Here is a 24,380-nt window from a genome sequence, read left to right as displayed (position 1 = left end):
GCCGGAGGACGCAGAAGACAGGGGCGCTGCCCTCGCGGCTTCGCCGCTCACCCCGGGATATTTTCGTTCTGAAAGAAGCCCGGCGCTGCGTCTTTCAGAACAGAAATATCCCCGCCGGAGGCGCAGGCCGGGGCCGGGCGATCCCGCCCGGGGTCTGGCACGACTGGAGATGACGGAATGACGATCAAGGAAATCTTCGACTCCATGGCCTATGGCCCCGCCCCCGAAAGCAATGCCGAGGCGCTGGCCTGGCTGGCGAAGCACAAGGCCGGCTTCGGCCATTTCATCAACGGCGCCTTCACCGCGCCCGAGGCCCCGTTCGAGACGCGCAACCCCGCCAATGGCGCGGTGCTGGCCACCGTCTCGCAGGGATCGGAGGCGACGGTCGCCAAAGCCGTGGCCGCCGCCGCGCGGGCCTTTCCGAAATGGTCGACCACGCCGGGGCCGCAGCGGGCGCGCGTGCTTTATGCGCTGGCGCGGCTGGTGCAGAAGCACAGCCGCCTGTTCGCCGTGCTGGAGACGATGGACAACGGCAAGCCGATCCGGGAAAGCCGCGACATCGACATTCCGCTGGTCGCGCGGCATTTCACCTATCACGCGGGCCTTGCCCAGTTGCTGGAAACCGAGCGGCCGGGGATGCAGCCGCTGGGGGTTTGCGCGGCGGTGATCCCGTGGAACTTTCCGCTGCTGATGCTGGCCTGGAAGGTGGCGCCGGCGCTGGCGGCCGGCAATACGGTGGTGCTGAAACCCGCCGAATACACCCCGCTGACCGCGCTGCTGTTCGCCGAGATCAGCCGCGAGGCCGGGTTGCCCAAGGGGGTGCTGAACATCGTCACCGGCGATGGGGAAACCGGCGCGGCGCTGGTGGCCCATCCGGGCGTGGCCAAGGTGGCCTTTACCGGATCGACCACGGTCGGCAAGCGCATCCGCGAGGCCACCGCCGGGCAGGGCAAGGCGCTGACGCTGGAGCTGGGTGGCAAGTCGCCCTACATCGTGTTCGACGATGCCGATCTGGACAGCGCCGTCGAAGGGCTGGTCGATGCGATCTGGTTCAATCAGGGGCAGGTCTGCTGTGCCGGGTCGCGCCTTCTGGTGCAGGAAGGCGTGGCGGACCGCTTCCACGCCAAGCTGAAGCGCCGGATGGACGGGCTGCGTCTGGGCGATCCGCTGGACAAGTGCATCGACATGGGCGCGATTGCCGACCCGGTGCAACTGGAGACCATCACCCGCCTGGTGGACGGTAGCGAAGGCCAGATCTACCGCGCTGCCACGCCGCTGCCGCAGGGCTGTTTCTACCCGCCGACGCTGATCACCGGGCTGACCACATCCTCGCCGCTGATGCAGGAAGAAATCTTCGGCCCGGTGCTGGTCAGCATGACCTTCCGCACCCCGGCCGAGGCGGTGGAGCTGGCGAACAACACCCGCTTCGGGCTGGCCGCCAGTGTCTGGACCGAAAACGTCAACCTGGCGCTGGACATGGCACCCAAGCTGAAGGCCGGGGTGGTGTGGGTGAACGCCACCAACCTGTTCGATGCCGCCGCCGGCTTTGGCGGGGTACGCGAAAGCGGCTTTGGCCGCGAAGGCGGGTGGGAGGGGCTGGCGGCCTACCAGAAGCCTGCCCGCAGCCCGAGGCCGCTGAAACCACTGGCCGCCTTCCCCGAGCCGGCCAGCCCCGAGGTACCGGCCATGGACCGCACCGCCAAGCTGTTCATTGGCGGCAAGCAGGCCCGGCCCGACGGCGGCTATTCCCGCGCGATCTGGTCGCCCAAGGGGCGGCTTCTGGGGCATGTCGGCCTGGGCAACCGCAAGGACATTCGGAATGCGGTCGAAGCGGCCCATGCGGCCAGGGGCTGGGGCAAGGCGACGGGCCACAACCGCGCGCAGATCCTGTTTTATCTGGCGGAAAACCTGTCGGCGCGTGGGGCGGAATTCGCCGCCCGCCTGCGCGACCTGACCGGCAAGCCCGGCGAGGCCGAGGTCGAGGCCACCATCACCCGGCTGTTCACCTGGGCCGCCTGGGCGGACAAATACGAAGGCGCGGCCAAACCGGTGCCGATGCGCGGCATTGCGCTGGCGCTGCACGAACCCGTTGGCGTGATTGGCGCGCTTTGCCCGGACGAGGCGCCGCTTCTGGGGCTGGTGTCGCTGATGGGCCCGGCCATCGCCATGGGCAACACCTGCGTTCTGGTGCCGTCTGACCCGTTCCCGCTGGCCGCGACCGATTTCTATCAGGTGCTGGAAACCTCGGACGTGCCGGCGGGCGTGGTGAACATCGTCACCGGCGCGCCGGACGAACTGGCTAGGGCGCTGGCCAGCCACCGCGACGTGGATGCGCTGTGGTCCTTCGCGGCGGCGCCGCTGTCGGCGATGATCGAGCGGGAAAGTGCCGGCAACCTGAAGCGGACCTGGGTCAACAACGGGCTGGCGCGCGACTGGAGGACGGCGGAGGGCGAGGGCCGCGAATTCCTGGCCCGCGCGACCGAGGTCAAGACGGTCTGGGTGCCCTACGGCGAATGACGCTGCGAACCCGCCTGCGCGATCTGTACGAGGGCGAAGGCGAGGCCGGCGACCGCTTCCGCTATGGGTTGCTGGCGTTCGACCTGCTGACCGTGGCCTATCTTGTGGCGGCCTCGTTCCTGCTGCGGGGGGCGCATACGGTGGCGATCGACATCGCCATCGGGCTGGTGTTCCTGGCCGACCTTCTGGCGCGGCTGTGGATCGCGCGCCGCCCCGCGCATGAGCTGTTCAGCCTGTGGACGCTGGCCGATGTGCTGGTGATCGTCTCGTTGCTGTTTCCGCTTTGGGGCGAAGGGCTGGCCTTCCTGCGGGTGATCCGGCTGTTCCGGGTGTTCCACTCGCCGCAGACGCTGGACCAGTTGCGCGACGACATTCCGGGGTTCCGCCGCAACGAACAGGCGCTGCTGGCCGGGGCGAACCTGCTGATCTTCCTGTTCGCGATGACGGCGCTGGTCTATCAGACGCAAAGCGGCGTGAACGACAAGATCGCGAACTATGTCGATGCGCTGTATTTCACCGTCACCACGCTGTCGACCACCGGCTTCGGCGATGTGACACTTGTGGGCACGGGCGGCAAGCTGCTGTCGGTGGCGATCATGATCGTCGGCATCTCGCTGTTCCTGCGGCTTGTGCAGGTGGTGCTGCGGCCGCAGAAGGCGCATTTCCCCTGCCCCACCTGCGGCCTGCGCCGGCACGACCATGATGCCGTGCATTGCAAGGCCTGCGGCACCATCCTCAACATTCCAGACGACGGGGCGGACTGACACCGCTGCGGGGGCGCTGCCCCCGCCCCCCCGGGATATTTGAGGACAGATGAAAGGGGCAGCGTCAGGCCATCCGCGCAGCCATGTCGAGCATCCGGTTGGAAAACCCCCATTCGTTGTCATACCAGCCGAAGACCCGCAGCATCCCTTGCGGGGTGAGGCGGGTTTCCGGGCAGGCCATGACCACGGATTCCGGTCGCGCCCGCAGGTCGGTAGAGACCAGCGGCCGGTCGGTGAAGCCGATCACCCCGCCGGCGGCGCGGAAGGCGGCGTTCACCGCTTCCGTGGTGGCGGGGCGTTCGGTCATCACCTGAAGATCGACGCAAGAGACGCTGGCGACCGGCACCCGCACCGCCTGCGCGATCAGCCGGCCCGCCACCTGCGGCAGCACGCCATCGAGCAGCCGGGCCGCGCTGGTGGTGGTGGGCACCATCGACAGGGCCGCCGCCCGCGACCGGGCGAAATCGGCCGCCGGGGCATCCACCGTGGGCTGGCTGCCGGTGTAGCAGTGCACGGTCGTCATCGAGCCGGTGACGATGCCCCAGCCTTCGTCGATCAGCTTCGCCAACGGGGCCAGCGCATTGGTGGTGCAGCTTGCGTTCGACACGATCCGCTGGCCCGCCAGCACGGACTCATTCGCGCCCAGAACCACGGTGGCGTCCGCCGCGCCGGACGGGCCCGAGATCAGCACCCGCTCCGCGCCGGCGCGAAGCCCGCGTTCGGCCACGTCGCGCGCTTCGGCCCGGCCGGTACATTCCAGCACCAGATCGACGCCGGACAGGTTCAGGCTGGACAGGTCCGCCGTCCGGTGCAGCGGGATGGGCCGGCCGTTCACCACCAGCGCCCCGCCGTCCAGCGCCACCGTGCCGCGCCAGGGGCCGAACACGCTGTCATATTCGAAGAGATGCGCGCACATCTCGGGTGCGGCGATGTCATTGATCCCGACGATCTGCACCGTCGGCCAACGCTCGGGCGCCTGGGCCCAGGCACGCAGCACCGACCGGCCGATCCGTCCGAATCCGTTAAGGAAAACCTGCATCGCGACCTCCACTTCCGCGGGCAGAGTGACCATGGCCCCGGCGCCGGGCAAGGGCTGTCGCAAAATTTGATCAAACGCTTGCGCGGGGCGAATCACCGGGGCCGGCCGGCCTGATCCGCGGCGCCGCAGGGGCGGACGCTGCCGATTTCCCGGGCGTTTCCCCGGCGGAATTGCAACGAACGCACCGTTTCAGCCGCCAATCCCGGGCCGCGCTGCGATGCGGCATCGACAGCGGGCAGAAAAGCGTTTCCATTTCGCGGAACCGGCAGTCTTGGCCGCTTCTTGGCAGAAGGACAGGCATCATGGCCCAGAAACCCCGCGGTCGGCCGCGCAGCGCGCCCGAAAAGCCCGAACAGGCCACGGTACAGGCGCTGGACCGGGCGCTGGCGCTGCTGGAGCATCTGGCACGCAGGCCCGGCCTGACCCTTTCCGATCTGGCCGAGGAGACCGGCCTGCCCATCGCCACCGTGTTTCGCGCACTGGCCACGCTTCAGGCGCATGGCATGGTCGAGGCGCAGGAACCGGGGCAGTTCTGGCACATCGGCCCCGGCGCCTTTCGCATCGGGTCGGCCTTTCTGCGCCGCACCGATGTGGTGGACCGCGCCCGCGCGCCCATGGAACGGCTGATGCGCGAAACCGGAGAGACCGTCACGCTGGGGGCCGAAGTGGCCGATCTGGTGACGATCCTGGCGCAGGTCGAGGCGCAGGCGGGCATCCGCACCTTCCACGCCCCGGGCAGCACGCTGCCGATGCACGGCTCGGCCCTTGGCAAGGCGCTGCTGGCCTGGCTGCCCGAAGACCGGGTGGCCGGCATCCTGGACCGGCAGGGCCAGGCCCGGCTGACCAGCCTGACGCTGACCAGCGAATCGGCGCTGTTGCGCGATCTGGTCCGCAGCCGCGACCGCGGCTTTGCTATTGACGATCAGGAAGGGGCAGAGGGCTTGCGGGGCGTGGCCGCCCCGGTGTTCAACGCGCAAGGTTTGCCGGTGGCGGCGCTGGCCATCACCGGCCCCGGCTTTCGCTTCGGCCTGTCCGATGCCCAGCGCGCCGGCGCGCTGGTGCACGCCGCGGCAGAGGCGGTGACCGACGGGATCGGCGGCACCGCGCCCTGAGACGCCTTAGCTGACGCCGGCCACCCGGGCCTCAAGGTGCTGCACCAGACCCGGTTCAAGGTTCAGCGCCGCGGCCAGCATGGCCAGATAGCCTTTTTCTTCCAGCGACTGATCGTCGGCCACCAGGAGCGAGGCGGCATAGATCTCGGCCGCTTCCTCAGGCGAGCGGGCCAGGCCGGCGATACGGCGCACGTCCAGCGGGGCATCCAGTTCGGCCTTGATCAGGGCTTCGGCCTCGGCCTCAAGCCCCATGCGCTGCAAGGCCTCGTCGATGCGGGCGCGTTCGTCGGGGGTCACATGGCCATCGGCCTTGGCCACCGACACCATGGCCTGCAGAAGGCGCGCCGACAGGTCGTTCGCGGCGGTGCTGTCGGAGGGCAGGAACACCGTGCCTTCGGCCGCGGGCAGTGTCACCGGGTCTGCGGCCGGTTCCTTGCCCTTCTTCCAGTCCTGCCAGGCCTGATAGGCCAGCCCGCCGATCAGGGCCGAGGCCCCCACCTTGGCGCCGGTGCCCAGGATCTTGCGCCCGCCGCCGGTCAGCAACAGCCCCAGAAGGCCGCCCGCAATGGCGCCCTTGCCCAAGGCGGACTGGCCGTCCCAGGTCTGTTTCGCCTTGTCGGTCAGGCCTTGCACACCCTGACCGCCGGTCAGGTTATCCAGCAGGGATTTCGCGTTGAACATTCTTGCACCTTTCTTGGCAGCATCGGCCCGGTCATGTCGGACCCCGTATGTGGGGTGCCGGAAACAGCCTTGCAACGGTTTCGGCAAGGATATGCCATGGCGGCACGCAGCTCTGGACGGCTTGACGGAAATCAACGACCTTTTCGACTCTGTGATATAGGATTTCGGCACGGGCGCGGCAGGGGTCGCACCCGGTCTCGGATCAGGAGCGCCGGCCCCGGCGCGCCCTGTTCAACGGAGCCTCGCATGGCAAACATCGCCTCTCTCTCCGGCCTGACACCCTTGCAGGACGCGGGCACCTGCCCGCATACGGACTGCCGCTTTGCCTTTCCGCTGCCGGTGTTCCTGGACGAGGACACCGCCGTCGTTGACACCCCGGCCCAGGCCGAACGCCTGCTGCACCGGCTGCGCGCCGTGTTCCGCGCCCGCGGCTACCGGACGGTCACGCCGCGGCTCGTCTCGGTCGAGATTCCGCGGAACGGCCGCTTCCGACTTTGGGTGGACTGGATCGGCCAGGGCGGCACCGGCGACCAGACGCTGTTCCGCACCGTCTGCTTCAACCACGGCACCCTGGAAGACAACGTGACCCACATGATCCGGGTGGAAGGCCTGGCCGCCCGCCGCACCGCCAACCGCCGCAAGGCGGGGTGAGAGGGGGGGGCGGGGCGGAAAGCAGACGGATCACAGGCCGCGTGGTAAACTCGGCACTGGGCAAAACGGTCATTCGCCCAGCACGTTAGGCCGTCCTCCCATCGAGCGTGAAGCCCCATCGCGAACATCCGCCCCGGGCTTCAGTGACGCGAACGGGATGAAGATTTCGCTGCAGAGCTTTATCCTCTGCAGCGAAATATTTCAGACAGCCAGAAAACCATAGCGAGGCGTTACGTGCCAGTTAGACAGCCTTGGGTAGCATCCTATGCATCCCCCTCATTGGGTCTCGGCAATTCACTTTCGACATCTTTTGGATCGCAGTTATCAACGAAGAAGTAAAGCGTCGAATCAATTACCTTTACCCTACGGGTCCCCCGATCGTAATCGAACAAGGGAGGCGATATATTCGCTTTCTCTTGCAGCGCACCTAAGCGTTGCAACATGGCCGTGATGTCGGAGTTTCTAACATTCTCGGAGAGAGGATGGATAGCTTTTATTTTTGAAAGCAACGCTGCCCTCTCGATACCATCCTTCAGCTCATTATAGTCACTGTTTATGATAACAAGAATAAAATAGTAGGGCAGGAAAAGCGCAGCTTTTCCTTCGGTTGCGGTCATCGTTCGCTGGCCGACAGCGATAGATTCCAAGCTGCGAATGTGCCTAGCAGAATATTCAGCAATCTTGGAGGATACAGCAGCTTCCAAGCATTCTACTCGATCAACCTCGAATAGTTCTTTGGGACGCTGATTTATACCGTGCTGGGCGCATGTCTTCTGCAGGAGTTCTTGGGCGACTCCTATACTGCCATGAGCCTTGCTGATTATTCCTCTGCTTATGTCCTCGCTGAACCTAACGTTAAGATGGACTTCTCCGGCATGAATCACCTTGAAAAAATCATCTTCAACCCAAGGCTCAACAGGAACTTCCGCTACCCGATCCTGCAGGTCGCCACAATATTGAGCAAGCCGATTTCCTTCCCGCCAGACTCCCAAGATAATGAATCGGATCCCCATCTCTTCGAAGGTCCTGATGTCGAAGGCAAGCTGGCTTTGGACCTCCGGGCTTAAATAATGGAAATTCTCTAAAACGCAAAACTTCCTTGGTAACTTGAGAAGAAGCTCCGCAACATCCTGAGCAGCTTCCAAGTTAAATTCTATGGTTGAACGTGTTTCCGTATCGGACCGCGCCCGCAAAATTTCTCCAGAGGGGCCGAGCTCCGCGCCTCCGATCCATGGCAACTTAGCCTTAAACTTCGCAATCGCCCCGAGCTTAACACCTGTATCGGCTTTGGTTTGCGTCTCAGTCACAACCTCTACGTCTTGCTGACGAAGGAGAGCCCTATAGATATCGCCTATACTCGATGCAGGCCCGCAATGAACAGTCACTCGATCCTGATGGGGAATGTGCTGATCAAGAAGCGCAGACTTTCCTTGTTTAGACGAGCCGTAGATGACAATCTGCCGGGTGCCCGAGATTGCGTCCTGTAAAGCCTCGTCCACATGTTCTCGTTGCACATAACTCAAAATTGGATCTTTGGACACCCCAAATACTTGCTTCAGTTGAGCCATGCCATTCCTCGGTGCGTCTTGTTACAGAGGATCTTCTACGGGAAACGGTTGGCTCCGTCTAGGAAGTCAATCTATGTTCGCGAAGGCGGGAAAAAGTGTGCTGATGACAAGTCTGCTTAGTCCAATCCGCGACATTGCGGCGGATGCTAAGCTGCCGAAAGGTCAACGTCCCGTTCCGCAACGTGGGCCGGTGTCCACCTGTTGCGCCGACCGTCCGCAAAGGTCCCTCCTCGCCATGCCAAGCTCGATCTTGCAGGGTCGAACCACGCAGCAGCTATGCGTTCAAAACGCAGCGGACCTGCCCCCCCTGCAATGCGTCTGGTTCACCAGCCTGACCAGCCGCCAAGGACGCCTGACATTCGACAACGGGGGAAGGATGGTGGCGAGGGGGGGACTCGAACCCCCGACCCTGCGATTATGAGTCGCATGCTCTAACCAACTGAGCTACCTAGCCACTGGCGGGCGGATTACGCGGGCCGGGTTGGGGCGTCAAGGGGGAAAAGGGCCGCTGCGGGATCGGCCGCCTCGCGCGCGACCCTTGGACGGCCGCTGGCGGTGACGGTCACGGTGGCCTCGACGAACATCCGCTGGCCTTCGATGTCCACCTCGCGCAGGTCGCGGCTGGCCTCGATCCGCAGGTCCATGGCGCCGGCCAGCCGGGCGCGGGCCTCGGCCTCGGCGCGCAGGGCGGTTTCCATCGCGTCCAGCGCGGCGTCGCGGTCGCCCCAGGCGCGGGGGCCTTCGGGCAGATGCGCGACAAAGCGCCCCTGAGCGGGCGAGGTGACAAGCCCCGACACCCGCTGGCTGACCTGCCCCGCCACCGCGCCGATGGCATTGGCCACGCCGGCATGTTCGGGCAGGATCATGTCGCAGCCCAGCCGTTCCCCCACGGCGCCGTAATAGGACGGGGCCGAGGCGCCCAGGCCGATGACCGGCACCGCCAGCCGCGCGGTCAGTTCCACCACGCCGCGGTGGCGGTGCAGCCCGGCCGTGGTCAGCCGGTGGCGGGCCAGCGTCACCGGATCTTCGCCCGCAAAGCCGGGATCTTCGGCAAAGGCGGCTTCCAGCAGGCAATCGGCGGTCTGCTGCGTGACCTGATCGACGATGCGCCGCGCCAGCGGCTCGGGCCCGTCGGCGAACCGCTCTCCCGCGCCGGTGCGGCGGCGGGCCAGCAGGCGCACCGCCTTTTCCGCCGCCAGCCCGTCCCAGGCCTGCAGGCGGCCCAGCACATGGCTGGCGTCCGACGGCGTGACCCCCGAGATCATCACCAGCCCCCGCGCCACCAGCCGTTCCAGCGCCGCCGCTTCAAGCCGGCTGGTCAGCGCCTGGCCCAGCGGCATGGCGGTGGTGATCCGCGCCAGCACCGTTTCCTCACGCGCGGTCAGCCCGCCCGCCTGCGCCCCAGCCATGGGCAGCACGAAGCGGCCGTCGAATTCGCCCGCGGTTTCGGTGGACAGCCAGCGGTCCAGCGCCGTGTGAACCATCGGCCCATGGTCCACCGCCAGAAGCGAAACCGGAATCAGCCGCCGCGGCCCCAGCCGCAGCCCGCCCGTCAGCCCCTCGGTCAGCAGATGCACCTCGCTGTCGCCGCCAAGGCCGGTGGTGCGCATCGCCACGGCTTCCACCATGGTGCGGAAGCCGCCGACGCGGGCGCCCTGCGGATCAATCTCGGGCAGGCCGTCCTTGAGCAGCGCCACATCGGTGGTGGTGCCGCCGATGTCGCTGACCAGCGCATCCTTGGCCCCGGTCAGCCAGCGCGCGCCCACGATGCTGGCGGCCGGGCCGGAAAGGATGGTCTCGATCGGCCGCTCGCGCACCATGGCCGCCGAAATCAGCGCGCCGTCGCCGCGCACCACCATCAGCGGCGCCGCGATCCCCACCAGCGCCAGATGCCGTTCGCAGGCCGCGACCAGCCGGTCGATCATGCCGATCAGCCGCGCGTTCAGCACTGCCGTCAGCGCCCGCTTCGGCCCGTTCAACTGCGCCGAAAGTTCATGGCTGCAGGTGACCGGGCGGCCGGTGGCCTGACGGATGGCGGTGCGCACCGCCACCTCATGCGCGGGGTTGCGGGTGGCGAACCGCCCCGCCACCGCATAGCCCATGACCGAAGTTCCCAACTCGGCAACCGCCGCCGTCAGCGCGGTCAGGTCCAGCGGCCGCGCCTCAAGCCCGGCATGGCTGTGGCCGCCGGTGATGCGGATCACCGGGTCACCCTTCAGCGCCTCGGCCAGACCGGCGCGCGCCAGATCGTCGTCATCAAAGCCGATCGCCACCAGCGCCACCCGGCCGCCCTGGCCTTCGACCAGCGCATTGGTGGCCAGCGTGGTGGACAGCGACACCAGCGCCACATCCGCCGCGGCAATGCCCGAAGCCGCCAGCGCCGCATCCACCGCGCCGCCGATGCCCACCGCCAGATCGTGCCGCGTGGTCAGTGCCTTGGCCTTGCCAAGGATGCGGTTCGCCGCCTCGTCCAGGATCACCGCATCGGTATAGGTGCCGCCGGTATCCACGCCCAGGAAATATGCCATCGTCCGCCGCTTTCGCCCCAGTTCCCCTTCAGCTAGCCCGCAGGGCGCCAAAGGTCACCCCCGGATACGACATATCGGGTCGCGGACCGGCGCTAGGGGCGGCGGGCGGCGCGCTTGCGGGCATGGACCGGGGGAATTCCCAACTGGCCGCGATACTTGGCCACCGTGCGCCGGGCCAGCGGCGTGCCGGCCCCGGCCAGCGCCTGTGCCAGCGCATCATCGGTCAGCGGCTGCGCGGCATCTTCGGCCGCCACCAGCCGCGCCAGCGCCTCGTGCAGGGCAGCGGCGGCGGGGCCGTCTTCCTGCCCCACCGCCTGCGAGAACAGCGCCCGCAGCCACCAGGTGCCGCGCGGCGTATCCACCGCCGCCCCGGCCACGACGCGGCTGACGGTGGTGCGGTGAACGTCCACCGCTTCGGCCACCTCGGCCATCCGCATCGGCACAAGCGCGCCAAGCCCCTGTTCCAGCGCCGCTGCCTGCCGCCGCAGGATTTCCCGCGCGACCTTCAGCAAGGTGGCATTGCGCCCCTCGACCAGCCGGATCAGCGCCCGCGCCTCGGCCCGGCCGGGCCCCTGCCCCAGCGACAGCGACGGCAGCGCCCCGCGATTGAGTGCCACTTCCCACCCGGCCGGCCCGCGCCGCACCGTCAGGTCAGGTTCGGCCACGGGGGCGGCACCATGGGCAAAGCGGGCGCCGGGCTTGGGATCATAGCGGCGCAGCCGCTGGATGGCGCGCAGCACCTGATCTTCGGTGCAGCCCAGCGCCCGGGCGATTCGGCCGGTTTCGCCCTGGGCCACCAGCGGCAGGCGGTCCAGCACCCCGGCCATCACGCCATCCAGTTCGCCCGCCTCGAAGGCCTGCAGGCGCAGACATTCCGCCAGATTGCGCGCGAACAGGCCCGTCGGCTCCAGACGTTGCACCTGCGCCAACACCGCCTCGGCCTCGGGCAGGGGCACCCCGACCTCGGCGGCGATCTCGTCAAGCGGGCGGGTCAGCCAGCCGGCCGGCGCCAGCGCCTCGGCCAGCGTCTCGGCCACGCGCAGGGCGCGGGGGGGCAGCCGCAGCGCCGCGATGCCGGCGGCCACATGCGCCGCCAGACTTGGCCCCGCATCGGCAACCTCAACCACACCGTCACCGCCGCCGCCGCGCATCTGCGCCAGCGCATGGCCCCAGCGCGGCAGCCATTCCTGCACCACCGGGGGCGGTTCCACCACCAGCGCGGGCAGTTCGGCGGCCTGTTCTTCAAGAAAGCGGGTAAGGCCGGCGGCATCGGCCCGCAACACCCGGATCGCCACCGAAAGCGAGGTGTTGAGCGACAGCCGCTGCGTTTGCGCAATGCTGATGCGGGTGCGTGACTTCATCCCCGCCAGCCTATGTCAGCCGATCCCCAAAGAAAACGTTGATGCGGGGCTGCGGCGCACCGCTGGCCTTCCGCGCGGCGCGGGGCTACCACTTGCGACATGATGCCCGCCGCCCCCTTTCCGCTGGTGCGCGACCTTGTCCTTGTGGGCGGGGGCCATGCACATGCGCTGGTGCTGCGGTCCTGGGCGATGGACCCGCTGCCCGGCGTGCGGCTGACCGTCATCAACCCCGGCCCCGCCGCGCCCTATACCGGCATGTTGCCCGGCCTGATCGCCGGCCATTACACCCGGGACGAGATCATGATCGACCTGGTCCGGCTGGCCCGTTACGCCGGGGCGCGGGTGATCCTGGCGCGCGCCACCGGGCTGGACCTGGCCGCCCGCTGCGTGCTGCTGGACAACCGCCCGCCGCTGGCTTTCGACGTGGCTTCGGTCGACATCGGCATCGGGTCGGACCTGCCCGACATTCCGGGCTATGCCGAGCACGCGGTCGCGGCCAAGCCGCTGGGCCATTACGCCGATGCGTGGCAGGCGTTTGTCGCCCGCAAGCTGCCCGCGCCACGGCTGGTGATCCTTGGCGCCGGGGTGGGCGGGGTGGAGCTGGCGCTGGCATCGGCCCACCGGCTGCGCGCCGGCGGGGCAGAGCCGCAGATCACCCTGATCGAACGCGCCGAGGCCGCGCTGCCGAACATTGGCCGCGCCGCCCGCGCCACGCTGTTGCGCCACGCGCAGGCGGCCGGCATTGTCTTTCGCACCGGCACCACCGCCACCGCCATTGGCCCCGGCACCGTTACCCTGTCCAGCGGCGAAACCCTGCCGTCCGATTTCACCCTGGCCGTTGCCGGCACCCAGCCGCAGCCCTGGCTGGCGCAGACCGGGCTGGCCAGCCAGGACGGTTTCCTGGTGGTCGGCCCCACGCTGCAAACCTCGGACCCGGCGATCTTTGCGGCGGGCGATTGCGCCCACCTGTCCCATGCCCCGCGCCCCAAGGCCGGCGTCTTTGCCGTGCGCGAGGCGCCGGTGCTGCTGGCCAACCTGCGCGCCGCGCTGACCGGGGGGCCGATGCGGACCTACCACCCGCAGCGCGATTACCTGAAACTGGTCTCGACCGGCGGCCGGGGCGCGGTGGCCGACAAGTTCGGTCTGCGCAGCGGGGGCGGCTGGCTGTGGCGGCTGAAGGACCGGATCGACCGCCGCTTCATGGCGATGTTCGCCGACTATCCGGCGATGCCCGCGCCGGCGCTGCCCGACCCCGCGCCGCAGGGGCTGGCGCAGGCGATGGGCGACAAGCCGCTGTGTGGCGGCTGCGGGGCCAAGGTGGGCCCGGCGGCGCTGCGGGCCGCGCTGGCCAGCCTGCCCGCGCCACAGCGGCCCGATGTGCTGTCCGGCCCCGGTGACGATGCCGCCCTGCTGCGCGCGGCCCGGGGCGTGCAGGCGCTGACAACCGACCATCTGCGCGCCTTCACCAACGACCCGCGACTGATGGCCCGCCTTGCCGCCGTTCATGCGCTTGGCGACATCTGGGCGATGGGGGCCGCACCGCAGGCCGCGCTGGCGCAGATCACCCTGCCCCGCCTGTCAGAGCCGCTGCAAACCCGCACCCTGTCTGACATTCTGTCCGAGGCCGCGCAGGTGTTCCGCGCCGCCGGGGCTGATCTGGTGGGGGGCCATACCTCGACCGGGGACGAGCTGATGATCGGCTTCTCGGTCACCGGGCTGACCGACCGGCCGGTCGCAAAGGCCGGCGCCCGCCCCGGCGATGCGATCCTGCTGACCAAGGCCATCGGCAGCGGCACCATCCTGGCCGCCGAAATGGCGCTGGCCCGTGTGCCCGGCCTTATTCTGGGTGAGGCGGTGGTGGCTTGCCTGACGGCCATGGCCCGGCCGCTGGGGCCTGCGGCGGAAATTCTTGCGCCGGTGGCCCGGGCCATGACCGATGTCACCGGCTTCGGTCTGGCGGGGCATCTGCTGGAGATGCTTCAGGCCTCGGGCGTTTCGGCCCGGATCGACCTGCGCGCCGTGCCCATGCTGCCCGGCGCGGTGATGCTGGCCGGGGCGGGGCAGGCGTCCAGCCTTGCGCCCGCCAATCGCGCCGCGATCGACTGGCTGGTTGACGCCCCGCCCGGCCCCGAAACCGACCTGCTGTTCGATCCGCAAACCTGCGGCGGCCTTCTGGCCTGCGTGCCAGCCGATCAGGCCGATGCGTTGCTGGCCCGGTTGCGGGCGGCGGGCGATGGCGTTGCGGCCCGCATCGGCACCGTCACCGAAGGCCCATCGAAACTGGTTGTCAGCCGGTCCTGACCCGGGTCAACCCGCCCCTTGGCGCGACACCTGCCAAACCGCTTCGGCCACCCTGTCGGCCAGCGCCGCCAGATCGGCCGGTGCCAGACCGCCGGCCTCGACCTCAACCACCGGCACGGCCATGCGCGCGCGGTGCTTTTCATAGCGCGGGTCATAGTGCCGGGCCATCAGCCCCCCGGCCAGACCGGCGAAATCGCCCTCGGCCGCCATCCCGCGCCAGTCTTCGATCACCTCGGCCGGGTGCAGCGGGCGCAACTGCTGCAACACCGCCGCCAGACGCGCCGGATCGGCGGTCACATCGCGATAGGCCCGCGCCAGATACGCGGCCCGCGCCGCCAGCGGCGCCCGGATCGCCACCCGTGGCGCGGCGATCATCGCCTGCCACAGACGCCCCGGCAGCCGGCGGTCACCCACCTTGCTGCTTTCGGCTTCCACCACCACCGGGCGGCCCGGGTCCAGCGCGGCCAGACCATAGGCCAGCCGCGCCTCAAAGGTTTTCTGTGATGGCTGCGGCCCCATGGCCCCGAACAGCGATCCGCGATGGTTGGCCATGGCTTCCAGATCCAGCACCTGCACGCCGCGCGCGGCCAGCAGGGCCAGCACCTCGGTCTTGGCCGAGCCGGTGTTCCCGTCCAGCACCACCACGGGCGAGGGAACCGGCCGGTCCTGCACCGCCTGCACCACCAGCCCGCGCCACGCCTTGTAACCGCCGGCGATGGTTTCCACCCGCCAGCCGATCTGCGACAGGATCGAGGCGAAGGAGCCCGACCGTTGCCCGCCCCGCCAGCAATAGACCAGCGGGCGCCAGCCGCCGGGCTTGTCGGCCAGGGGGCCTTCCAGATGCCGCGCCGCGTTCCGCGCCACCAACGCGGCGCCCAGCTTGCGGGCAGTAAAGGGGCTGACCTGCTTGTAGATCGTGCCCACCCGCGCCCGTTCGGCATCATCCAGAACGGGCAGGCTGATCGCGCCGGGAATGTGATCCTCGGCAAATTCGGCGGGCGCGCGCACGTCGATCACATCGTCGAAGCCCAGATCGGCAATCTGGCGCAGCGAGGCAAGCGTGATCGCCATGCGCCGCGCCTTACGCCGGAAGCCCGGCTTCCAGCCGGTCCATCAGCGCGGCCAGCATGGCATCGCAGCGGGCAAGCTGTTCGACGGTGACGAATTCATCGGGCTTGTGGCCCTGCGCCATGCTGCCGGGGCCGCAGATCACGGTGGGCACGCCCAGCCGGGCATCGAACAGGCCGCCCTCGGTGCCGAAGGCCACCTTGATGGTGCCGTTCGCCCCGGTCAGCGACTGCACGAAGCGCACCACGGCGGCATCGGTGGGGGTGCCAAGGCCGGGGTAATCCCACAGCCGTTCGACGCGGATCTCCGCCTCGGGGAAACCGTCGCGCAGGGGGACGACAATCGCTTCGGCCCCGGCGCGCAATTCGTCGATCAGGGCGACCACATCGACACCGGCCAGCGAGCGGATCTCGAAATCGACCACCGCGCTGTTCGGCACGATGTTGACCTGCACGCCGCCCGACATCTTGCCGGCGTGAAGGGTGGTATAGGGCACGTCATAATCACCGTCGAACGGGCCTTCGGCGGCCACGCGGGCCTGAACGGCGCGGATCACGCCGATGAAATCGGCCGCCAGATGCAGCGCGTTCAGCGCCAGCGGGGCCAGCGCGGAGTGCCCCTCGCGCCCGGTGCAGGTGGCGCGCAGCGCGACCTTGCCCTTGTGGCCGGTGGCAACCTGCATCCCGGTGGGTTCGCCCACGATGCACATGGCGGGGCGGACCGGCGCGCCCTGCAGCAGATCAACCAGCGAGCGCACGCCCATGCAGCCGATTTCCTCATCATAGGACAGCGCCAGATGCAGCGGCACCTTCAGCGGGCGTTTCGCGGCAGCCAGCGTGGCGGCGATGGCGCTGGCGACAAAGCCCTTCATGTCGGTGGTGCCCCGGCCGTACAGGCGGCCGGCGTCTTCGGTCAGGGCAAAGGGCGGGCGGGTCCAGGTCTGGCCTTCCACCGGCACCACATCGGTATGGCCCGAGAGCATGACACCGCCCCGGTCCTGCGGGCCGACCGTGGCCCAGAGGTTGGCCTTGCCGCCCGTGGCATCCGGCACCAGCCGGGCCGCGATGCCCGCTTCGGCCAGAAGCCCCGCCACATAGTCCATCAGCGCCCGGTTGGGGTTGGCGCTGACGGTATCGAAGGCGATCAGCCGTTCAAGGATGGCACGGGTCTGCATGGGCACGGTTCCTGAGCTTCTGCCCCCCGTGCTAACGCGAAGCCGCGCCGCGCGAAAGGGCCGGGGCGGAAAGTCCTGACTGGCAGGCCGGCGGCAGACTTGGCATTGTGGCGCCAACCCCAGCCGCCCGAGACCGACATGAACCCTTCGCTTGCGCTGATCGCCGCCCTTGCCCTTGCCGCCCTGCCCCCGGCCGCCCGGGCCGAAGAGGCGGCGACCGGCAAGGTGGGCACGCTGAACCTGGCGGCCCGGCTTTACGCCCATGCGCTGGCCACCGACGATGCGCTGGCGGCAGTCACGGCGTTCCGGCTGGCCAGCGGCGTGGCATTGCGGCAGGCCGACGGCTGGAGCAGGAGCACCGAAACCGCGACCGGGACCGAGTTGCCGGGCGAACCGGCGCCCGCCGACACGGCGCAAGCGGGGAAGGACGCGGCACGGGGCTTTTCCGCGCTGGCGCTGATCACCGGGCAGGCGGCAGAATCGACCCGCGAAATCGCGGCGGGCGATGACGAGCTGGCGCTGATGGTCGAGGATGCCGTGGCCGATACCGCGCGCGGCCGGATCGGCGGCGCGAATCAGGCGGTGGCGACCCTGGCGCCCGGCAAGAAGGACATCTGGGAAATTCCCTTCGCCGGGCAGGAACAGGCCGAGATCGGCATCTTTGGCGATGGCAGCGGCGGGCTGGGCTGGATGGTGGCCGATGCGCAGGGCGTGCCGGTCTGCGTTGACCCCTATTCGGACCAGCCGCTTTACTGCAGCTTCACCCCGGCCGAGAACGCCTTTTACACCGTCACCGTGATCAGCCGCGCCGATGTGGACGGGCAGTATCTGCTGGCCACCAACTGACCCCGGTTTCGGGCCGCCCGGCCCGGATGACGATATTTGTCACCCGTTGCCCGCTTTTCAAACGCATATCCGGCTGTCACATTCCCCTGCAGGCAGCCCTTCCGCCAAGGTATTTCACCACAGGACAGAACCATGAAACTCAAAGCCCTTTCCCTGACGCTGGCCACCACCGCGCTGGTGGCGCTGGCCCTTCCTTCGCTGGCCGAGGACAAGGCCGGAACCAATGTCAGCGCCGAAGGCACCGGCAGCGCCGGCGCGACGGCGACCCTGTCGATGGCGCATGAGCTTTACGCGCTTGGCGTTGCCTCGGGCGATGCGCTGACCGTGCTGACGGCAGCCAAGCTGGCGGCGCAGTCGGAAGGCACCCCGCAAGAGCCGGCGGCCCTTGATCCCGCCGAATTCGAAGGCACCACTCTGGAAGCGTTCCGCGCCCGGAAAGCGGCGCCGGCCGCCCCCGCAGCCCCCGCGCCGATGATGAACGAGGGCGAACCGCGCCCGGCCGGCAAGGCAACGCTGCTGACATCGGCCGGCGGCGAGGAGGACGATGGCGCCGCCAAGGCCCCCGTCACCGCCGCCGAGATGTTCGCCAAGGCCAAGGAACTGGCCGGCGATGACGAGGGGCTGCTGGGCCTGATCGCGGATGCCGAGGCCGAAGGGTCGCGCGGGCGCATCGGCGGCGCGGTGACCTGGGGGTCGGCCCTGCCCAAGGGCCAGATCGACGTGTGGGAAGTGCCGTTCTATGGCAATTCCTATGCCGAGGTCGCGGTGGTGGGCGATGGCGACGCGAATCTGGACATGGTCGTCACCGACCAGAACGGCAACGTGATCTGCTATGATGTCAGCCCGTCGGACCAAGTTTATTGCGATTTCGTGCCCGCCTGGGACGGCTATTTCTACATCACGGTCGAAAATGCCGGCCGGGCGCGCAACAGCTATTACCTGATGACGAACTGAGCCGGCCAGGGCCAGCGCGGAACAGTCGAAAGGGCGCCGGGGGTTCCGGCGCCCTTTTCGTTGCGGCGGATCATCAGCCGGCGTCGGTCTGGCGCAGGGTCATCTGGGTCTGGATCACCATCGCGGCGGGCTTGCCGTCGCCGCGCAGGATGGTGGTCTGCCAGATCGTGGTCTTGCGGCCACGATGCAGCGGCACGGCGATGGCCGTCACCGTGTCACCCGGCAGGACGGGCCGGAAGAAGTTGGTCTTGCTTTCCAGCGTCGTCGTGCCTTCGCCCGGACCAAGATGGACGAACGACCCGGTGCCGGCCAGATTGTCGGCCAGCGACATGATCGCCCCGCCATGCAGCACGCCGTTGCGGTTGATCAGCTCGGGGGTGACGGTCATCTGGCCCTCGATCCGGTCCGGCGTGGCATGGGTGATGCGCAGCCCCAGGTGGCGGGCATAGGGCGGCTGGTCCTGCGCCACGGGGTGGATCGTCGGGGGTGCCGCCGGGTCGTCTTGGGGGATCATCGCGCTGCCTTCCGCTGTTCGGACGGCCAAGGTGGCCAAAAGCGAACGGCCCTGCAAGGCGGAACCCGCCGGGCAGGGCCGTGGACGGGGCGACGCCAGCCGTCAGGGGTTGGCGGCAATCACCTCGTTCAGCCAGGGCACGAAGCGCGAGATGTTGGTATAGGCCGAGAACATCGCCGTTTCCTCGCACCCCTTGCCCGACGAGGCCGACAGGCCCCAGCTTACGATGCCGGCCTGGATATAGCTGCCGTCTTCCAGCGGCACGACCAGCGGACCGCCGCTGTCGCCGTTGCAACTGGTCTTGCCACCTTCAAAGGTGCCCGAGCAGATCATGTTCTCGCTGATCGGCTTCGGGGCGCGCTGGACAAGCTGGTCCCACAGGGCATAGGCGTCGTCCTCGCGCACCGACAGCACCTGCACGGCATAGGAAAAGCCGGCCGCCGCCTCTTCGGCGCGGGCTTCCATCATGGCGGTGTTGCACATTTCGCGGTCCAGCATCTGGATCTGCGCCTCGCGCAGGTCGGCGGAGGGGCGGCCGCCGTTCTGAAGGCCCCAGCCGGTGACCACGGTGGTGACGCCCGGCTTGGCCAGAATGTCGCCGAAGGCCGCATCCGGCACCTGCACGGTTCGGTAGGGCACGTTCGGCTTGCGCGACAGCTTGATGAGCGCGATGTCGTAATCGAAATCGGTCGAGGTATAGGACGGGTGGCGATAGATCGCCTCGACCGGGATGGTATCGCCCGAGCCGTCCAGCTTGTTGGTGCCGGCGACGATGCTGATTTCCTGGGGTTTCAGGTCAAACTCGACGCCCTGGTCATCCATCATGTGCACGCAATGGGCGGCGGTCAGCACCCATTCGTCCATGACCAGAGAGCCGCCGCAGAACTGGCTGTCGGTGGACACCGGCATTCCGCCCACGGTCAGCGCCACCTGCCAGGGCCATTCGCCCTGATCGGCCAGCTCACCGCCGATGACCTTGCCACCCGCCGCCTCGGGTTCGGCGGCATCGCGCTTGGCCTTGTCGCCCGAGGCGGCGAAGGCGAAGGGCGAACTGTCCTGCGCCTTGGTGCCGCCCTTGTGGAAGGGGGCGGCGTCCTGCGCCAGAACGGCGCCCGCCGTGCCGGCGGCAAGCAGGGCCAGCAGAACGGGCTTGAGGGAAACGGCTTTCATGTCAACGCTCCATCGCAATCGGCGGGTCAGGGTGACCCGGGTTTCAGGCGCACAAGCTGACGGATCATCGTCAGCGCGGCGGGTTTGGTCGAGAAGCCGCGCATCGCGGTTTCCTCCGGGTCGGTCATGCGGCCTTCCAGCCAAAGCGCCATCGGGTCCGAGGCACTGGCAAAGTCGCGCGTCATGCCGGGGCTGGCAAGGCGGGTCAGGTCAACGCGCCGGCCGCTGTCCTCATCCATCGGCACGGCCAGAACCCAGATCTCCTCAAGCCCGGCGGTGGCGGTGGCTTCGATCTGCAGGCCGATCCGCGCGCTTTCGCCGGGGGCCAGCCGGTTGACGGTGTTCCGCTGCGGCCAGATCGGCTGCACCTCGAAATCGGCGGCCATGTAAAGAACGCTGATGTCCTGCATCTTGCCCGAGGTGTTGGTGACCGTCAGCCAGAGCTGGTCACAGGGGGCCACGCCCTGTGCGGGGTCGGCAGATGCGGCGGGGCCGGGGGTGCCACAGGCATCGCCCGTGGTGGTGGCGGGGCGGCGTTCGATGCCCACGGTGACCGGCGCCTTGCCGGTCAGGCTGCGGCCGGTGGCGCCGGCCAGCGTCTCGCGCAGGCGCAGGGCGTGGGCGGCCAGCTCCAGCGCGCGGTCCAGCGCCTGCGCAGCGGTTTCATCCGCCAGCCTTGTGACGCGCGGGGTTGATCCCGGACCCTCCGGGTCAAGCACGCCATCGCCGCGCGCCAGCGCCACCGTGCCATCAACCAGGATCGGCACAAGATCGGGCACGCCGGTGCCGGGCGTGGGAAGGGCGGCTTCCCAGGCGGCATAATCCTGCCCGTCATCCGGGGCGGCCCGCACCGGGGCGGCCAGCGACAGGGGCGCGGCAGGCGGCGCGGCAATCACCTCGGCCCAGGCGGCACCGGCGGGCAGGTCGCCCGGCAGCGCCGTGTCGCGCAAGGTGGCCTTGCCGGCGGTGACGGTGGCCAGCGGTTCGCCCCCGGCACCCGCCGCGTAAAGCGCCAGTTCGGCGCCTTCGGCCAGGCCCTGCAACAGCCCGGCCTGAACCTTGCCGTCCTTGACGGCAAAGCGCGCCTCGCCCGCGCCGGTGCCGAAGACCTGCGCCGTCAAGAGCGGGCCTTCGCCTTCGGGCACCTGCCGGGCGGGGCCTTGCACCATGGCATCGGCGGCGGCGGCCAGAACCTGCGCCCAGCTTGCCTGTGGCGCGGTGGCCAGAACCTGCGCCATCCGCAGGGTGAATTCTCCGTGCCATTCGTCGGTGCCCGGCAGCGGATATTCAAACGACCGTTCATCCGACTGCGAGGAATAGAGGAACACATAATCCCCCGTCAGCTCCAGCGGGGCCGTGGCGGGGGCCGAAGCCGCATCTTCGGGGATACCCAGCGTTTCGGGGGCCAGCACCCGCGCCACGCCCTGCCCGCCCACCGCCCGGAAGCCGGTGGCCGAATGGCAGGCGTCGATCAGCCCGACAAGCTGCACGCCGCGGCCCAGCATCCCTTGCGCCCATTCCTGCAATTCGTCGTCGATCAGCGCGTTTTCCACGCCGCCAACCGCGCCCTTCCACCCCGCCGCATCGGCGGGCAGCAGGATTTCGTCATAGCCCCCGCCTTCATCGCCCGAGGCATCGGGGGCCTGCGCGCCATGGCCCGAGAAATAGAACAGCACCGTATCGCCGGGCTGCGCGGCGGCAGCGGCGGTCTGCATCGCGGCCAGAATACCGGCGCGGGTGGGATCGCCCACCGCCGCCCCTGCGGGCAGACCGGCCCGGTCTGAGGTCAGGATCGTCATGTGATCCGCCGCCACCCCGCGCGCAGCCAGCGTTTCGGCCATCAGCCGCACGTCATTGGCGGGGCCTTTCAGATCGGCGTCCAGCACCAGATAATCGGATACGCCGACCAGAACCGCCCGCACCTCGGCCATGGCCGGGGCCGCCGCCAGCAGCGCGGCCGATGACAGGGCATATGCAAGGGCGTGTTTCATGCGGACAAGATTAACGTTGGCCCGGCACCGCACAAGTCTGCTGCGCCGCACCAAGGCCGGATGACGGCATTTGTCACCCCGCGGCGCCGCCTTCGCCCGGCGCGCGGGGAAAGGCGATTTCCACCGTCAGCCCCTGCCCCACGGCGGGCAACGACAGCCGCGCGCCGTGGCGCAGCGCGATGGCCCGCACCAGCGCCAGCCCCAGCCCGTGCCCCTGGATGCCGCGCGCGCGGTCGCGCTCGGCCCGGGTGAAGCGGTCGAAGGCGGCGTCCTTCAGCCCGTCCGGCAGGCCGGGGCCGGTGTCGATCACCCGCAGAAGGGCGGGATCGCCCGCGGCAAGCTGAAGTTCCAGCCGGTCGCCGGGGCTGCAATACTTGATCGCATTGTCCAGAAGGTTGGCCAGCATCTGCGCCAGAAGGTTGCGGTCGCCCAGCACCTGCACGCCGGCGGCCACCTGCAACGCAACTTGCAGGCCCTTGTCCTCGGCCAGCGGTTCGTACAGCTCCCACACCTCTTGCGCGACGGTGGACAGGTCCACCGGCACCAGCCCGCCGCCCTGGCCCTGGTCGGCCTCGGCCCGGCTGATGTCGAGCAGCGAATCGAACACCCGGATCGCCTGCCGCATCTCGGCGCGCAGGTCGGCGGCCAGATCATCCTGCCCTTCGACGCGCGACAGTTTCTGCAACATGCGGTTCAGCGGCGTGCGCATTTCATGCGCGATGGTGTCTGACAGCCGGTGCGTGGCGCGGTTCAGGTTGGAAATCCGGTCCAGCATGGCATGGACATGGGTTTCCAGCAGGCCGAATTCATCGCCGCTGCGCGGGCCGGTCAGGCGGGCATCCAGATCGCCCGCCGCCACCCGGTCAGCCAGCGCGTTCAGCCGACCGATGCGCCCCATCACCCAGCGGGCCGCCAGCCAGCCCACCCCGGCCCCGGCCAGAAGCAGGGCCGCCAGCAGCCCCAGCATCCCACGTTGCAGCGCCGCCAGCGTGGCATCGACCGGCGCCAGGCTGCGGCCAACCAGCAGGGGAAAGCCACCCGGAAGATCGCGCGCCACCACCAGCCAGCGGGCGCCGTCCAGCGCCACCTCTTGCGCGGGGTCGATGGTGAACCCCTGCCCCTGCGCCACCAGCCCTTCGGGCCAATCGGCCCGCGTGCCGGCCAGCACCTTGCCCTGCCGGTCAAGCAGCACCAGCATCTCGCCCCCCGGCGCGGCGGCGCGGTAGGCGATGGCTTCGCGCAAGGCGATGATGCGGCGCTGGTCATAAAGCGCGGCCAGACCGTCCAGATCGGCGGCCAGCAGCGTGCGCTGCGCCTGCATCAGCCGGGTTTCCACCAGCCGGTATTGCAGCCCCATGGCCAGCAGCGCCAGCAGCGCCACCGCCGCCGCCATGACCGCCGCCAGCCGCAGCGTGGCGCGGGCGCGCAGGGGGGCTTCGCTCACCCTGCCGCCCCGAGGGGGGCGAAGATGTAGCCTTCGCCGCGTGCGGTCTGGATGGCGGGGCTGCCCGCCTCTTCCAGCTTGCGGCGCAACCGGCCGACGTGAACGTCCACCACATTGGTGCCCGGATCGAAATGCAGATTCCAGACGTTTTCGAGAAGCTGCATCCGGGTGACGATCTGCCCGGCATTGCGGGCGAAATAGGTGATCAGCTCAAATTCCTTGGGGCTGACCGGCACATGGCTGCGCTTCACATGCACGGTGCGGGCCTTCATGCGGATTTCCAGATCGCCGAAGGCCAGCAGGTCATTGTCCAGCACCTGCATGGTGCCCCGGCGCAGCAGCGCCCGCAGCCGGGCGCGCAATTCGCTGGGTTCAAAGGGTTTGGGCAGATAGTCATCCGCCCCTTTCTCAAGCCCCTCGACCCGTTCGGCGGCGCGACCCAGCGCCGACAGCACCAGGATCAGCGCGCGGCTGCCCGTGGTGCGGATGCGCGCCATCGCTTCGACCCCGTCGCCGCCCGGCAGCATCCGGTCCAGCACGATCACGCGGTAATCGCCCGCGCCCGCCTCGGCGATGCCGTCATCCAGCGTGGCGCGGTGATGCGCCTCGCAGCCCAGTTCTGCCACCACTTCGGCCACGGCGGCGGCGGTTTCGGCATCGTCTTCGATGATCAGGATACGGTCCTGCATGGGTTTTC

At 68.9% G+C, this 24,380-nt stretch carries 19 protein-coding genes and 1 tRNA gene; 7 read left to right on the top strand and 13 right to left on the bottom strand.

What is annotated here, in order from left to right; genetic code table 11:
- Positions 1 to 177: 177 nt before the first annotated feature.
- Positions 178 to 2,517, top strand: a complete 2,340-nt coding sequence (locus B6K69_RS13225; protein ID WP_108644107.1) for an aldehyde dehydrogenase family protein — start codon at positions 178 to 180, stop codon at positions 2,515 to 2,517.
- Positions 2,514 to 3,281: a potassium channel family protein gene (locus B6K69_RS13220; RefSeq protein WP_206340518.1), complete on the top strand. Its 768-nt coding sequence runs from the start codon at positions 2,514 to 2,516 to the stop codon at positions 3,279 to 3,281. Before B6K69_RS13225 ends, B6K69_RS13220 begins: the two co-directional genes overlap by 4 nt.
- 64 nt (positions 3,282 to 3,345) lie before the next feature.
- Here the strand turns inward: B6K69_RS13220 and B6K69_RS13215 are convergent, their stop codons facing one another.
- Complete coding sequence (locus B6K69_RS13215) at positions 3,346 to 4,353, bottom strand: type I glyceraldehyde-3-phosphate dehydrogenase (protein WP_108644106.1); 1,008 nt, start codon at positions 4,351 to 4,353, stop codon at positions 3,346 to 3,348.
- Between the two features lie 269 nt (positions 4,354 to 4,622).
- Here B6K69_RS13215 and B6K69_RS13210 point away from each other — a divergent pair, with 269 nt between their 5' ends.
- On the top strand, positions 4,623 to 5,432 hold the full coding sequence (locus B6K69_RS13210; RefSeq protein ID WP_108644105.1) for an IclR family transcriptional regulator: 810 nt from the start codon (positions 4,623 to 4,625) through the stop codon (positions 5,430 to 5,432).
- Positions 5,433 to 5,438: 6 nt separating this feature from the next.
- Here B6K69_RS13210 and B6K69_RS13205 read toward each other — a convergent pair whose 3' ends face one another.
- Positions 5,439 to 6,113: a tellurite resistance TerB family protein gene (locus B6K69_RS13205; protein WP_108644104.1), complete on the bottom strand. Its 675-nt coding sequence runs from the start codon at positions 6,111 to 6,113 to the stop codon at positions 5,439 to 5,441.
- 246 nt (positions 6,114 to 6,359) lie between these two features.
- Between B6K69_RS13205 and B6K69_RS13200 the strand changes: the two genes are divergently transcribed.
- Complete coding sequence (locus B6K69_RS13200; protein ID WP_123876569.1) at positions 6,360 to 6,764, top strand: hypothetical protein; 405 nt, start codon at positions 6,360 to 6,362, stop codon at positions 6,762 to 6,764.
- A gap of 263 nt (positions 6,765 to 7,027) precedes the next feature.
- Here the strand turns inward: B6K69_RS13200 and B6K69_RS18015 are convergent, their stop codons facing one another.
- The 4 genes from B6K69_RS18015 to B6K69_RS13180 form a co-directional block, all read right to left on the bottom strand.
- The gene (locus tag B6K69_RS18015; RefSeq protein ID WP_123876568.1) at positions 7,028 to 8,332 is read right to left on the bottom strand and encodes a hypothetical protein; all 1,305 of its coding nucleotides are present in this window, start codon (positions 8,330 to 8,332) and stop codon (positions 7,028 to 7,030) included.
- Between the two features lie 377 nt (positions 8,333 to 8,709).
- A tRNA-Met gene (locus B6K69_RS13190) sits at positions 8,710 to 8,786 on the bottom strand.
- Between the two features lie 13 nt (positions 8,787 to 8,799).
- Complete coding sequence (locus B6K69_RS13185; protein ID WP_108644102.1) at positions 8,800 to 10,860, bottom strand: hydantoinase/oxoprolinase N-terminal domain-containing protein; 2,061 nt, start codon at positions 10,858 to 10,860, stop codon at positions 8,800 to 8,802.
- 92 nt (positions 10,861 to 10,952) lie between these two features.
- Positions 10,953 to 12,221 (bottom strand): RNA polymerase factor sigma-54, encoded by a 1,269-nt coding sequence (locus tag B6K69_RS13180; RefSeq protein WP_108644101.1) that lies wholly within the window; start codon positions 12,219 to 12,221, stop codon positions 10,953 to 10,955.
- A gap of 102 nt (positions 12,222 to 12,323) precedes the next feature.
- On the opposite strand from B6K69_RS13180, the gene selD reads away from it, so the two are divergent.
- Positions 12,324 to 14,522 carry a selenide, water dikinase SelD gene (selD, locus tag B6K69_RS13175; RefSeq protein WP_108644928.1) on the top strand — a complete coding sequence of 733 codons (2,199 nt, stop codon included), beginning with the start codon at positions 12,324 to 12,326 and terminating at the stop codon, positions 14,520 to 14,522.
- Positions 14,523 to 14,528: 6 nt separating this feature from the next.
- Here selD and mnmH read toward each other — a convergent pair whose 3' ends face one another.
- Positions 14,529 to 15,593 carry a tRNA 2-selenouridine(34) synthase MnmH gene (gene mnmH, locus B6K69_RS13170; protein ID WP_108644100.1) on the bottom strand — a complete coding sequence of 355 codons (1,065 nt, stop codon included), beginning with the start codon at positions 15,591 to 15,593 and terminating at the stop codon, positions 14,529 to 14,531.
- Between the two features lie 10 nt (positions 15,594 to 15,603).
- Positions 15,604 to 16,764, bottom strand: a complete 1,161-nt coding sequence (gene argE, locus B6K69_RS13165; RefSeq protein WP_108644099.1) for an acetylornithine deacetylase — start codon at positions 16,762 to 16,764, stop codon at positions 15,604 to 15,606.
- Positions 16,765 to 16,902: 138 nt separating this feature from the next.
- Here argE and B6K69_RS13160 point away from each other — a divergent pair, with 138 nt between their 5' ends.
- Together B6K69_RS13160 and B6K69_RS13155 are read left to right on the top strand one after the other, a co-directional pair.
- On the top strand, positions 16,903 to 17,610 hold the full coding sequence (locus B6K69_RS13160) for a hypothetical protein (RefSeq protein WP_108644098.1): 708 nt from the start codon (positions 16,903 to 16,905) through the stop codon (positions 17,608 to 17,610).
- Positions 17,611 to 17,742: 132 nt separating this feature from the next.
- A complete protein-coding gene (locus B6K69_RS13155) occupies positions 17,743 to 18,564 on the top strand; it encodes a hypothetical protein (protein WP_108644097.1) in 822 nt (273 codons plus the stop codon).
- 73 nt (positions 18,565 to 18,637) lie between these two features.
- On the opposite strand, the gene B6K69_RS13150 is transcribed toward B6K69_RS13155, so the two are convergent.
- The 5 genes from B6K69_RS13150 to B6K69_RS13130 form a co-directional block, all read right to left on the bottom strand.
- The gene (locus B6K69_RS13150) at positions 18,638 to 19,078 is read right to left on the bottom strand and encodes a PaaI family thioesterase (protein ID WP_108644096.1); all 441 of its coding nucleotides are present in this window, start codon (positions 19,076 to 19,078) and stop codon (positions 18,638 to 18,640) included.
- A gap of 102 nt (positions 19,079 to 19,180) precedes the next feature.
- Positions 19,181 to 20,248: a serine protease gene (locus B6K69_RS13145; RefSeq protein WP_108644095.1), complete on the bottom strand. Its 1,068-nt coding sequence runs from the start codon at positions 20,246 to 20,248 to the stop codon at positions 19,181 to 19,183.
- A gap of 26 nt (positions 20,249 to 20,274) precedes the next feature.
- Positions 20,275 to 22,239, bottom strand: a complete 1,965-nt coding sequence (locus B6K69_RS13140) for a caspase family protein (RefSeq protein ID WP_108644094.1) — start codon at positions 22,237 to 22,239, stop codon at positions 20,275 to 20,277.
- A 73-nt stretch (positions 22,240 to 22,312) separates the two neighbouring features.
- The gene (locus tag B6K69_RS13135; RefSeq protein ID WP_108644093.1) at positions 22,313 to 23,683 is read right to left on the bottom strand and encodes a HAMP domain-containing sensor histidine kinase; all 1,371 of its coding nucleotides are present in this window, start codon (positions 23,681 to 23,683) and stop codon (positions 22,313 to 22,315) included.
- Positions 23,680 to 24,372, bottom strand: a complete 693-nt coding sequence (locus tag B6K69_RS13130) for a response regulator transcription factor (protein WP_108644092.1) — start codon at positions 24,370 to 24,372, stop codon at positions 23,680 to 23,682. Before B6K69_RS13130 ends, B6K69_RS13135 begins: the two co-directional genes overlap by 4 nt.
- Between the last annotated feature and the right edge of the window lie 8 nt (positions 24,373 to 24,380).

Origin of the sequence: Pseudogemmobacter blasticus, from assembly GCF_003071405.1 — a bacterium.
GTDB lineage: Bacteria > Pseudomonadota > Alphaproteobacteria > Rhodobacterales > Rhodobacteraceae > Pseudogemmobacter > Pseudogemmobacter blasticus.
The sequence above is the reverse complement of the archived record's forward strand: the minus strand, read 5'-3'. Positions and strand labels throughout refer to the sequence as shown.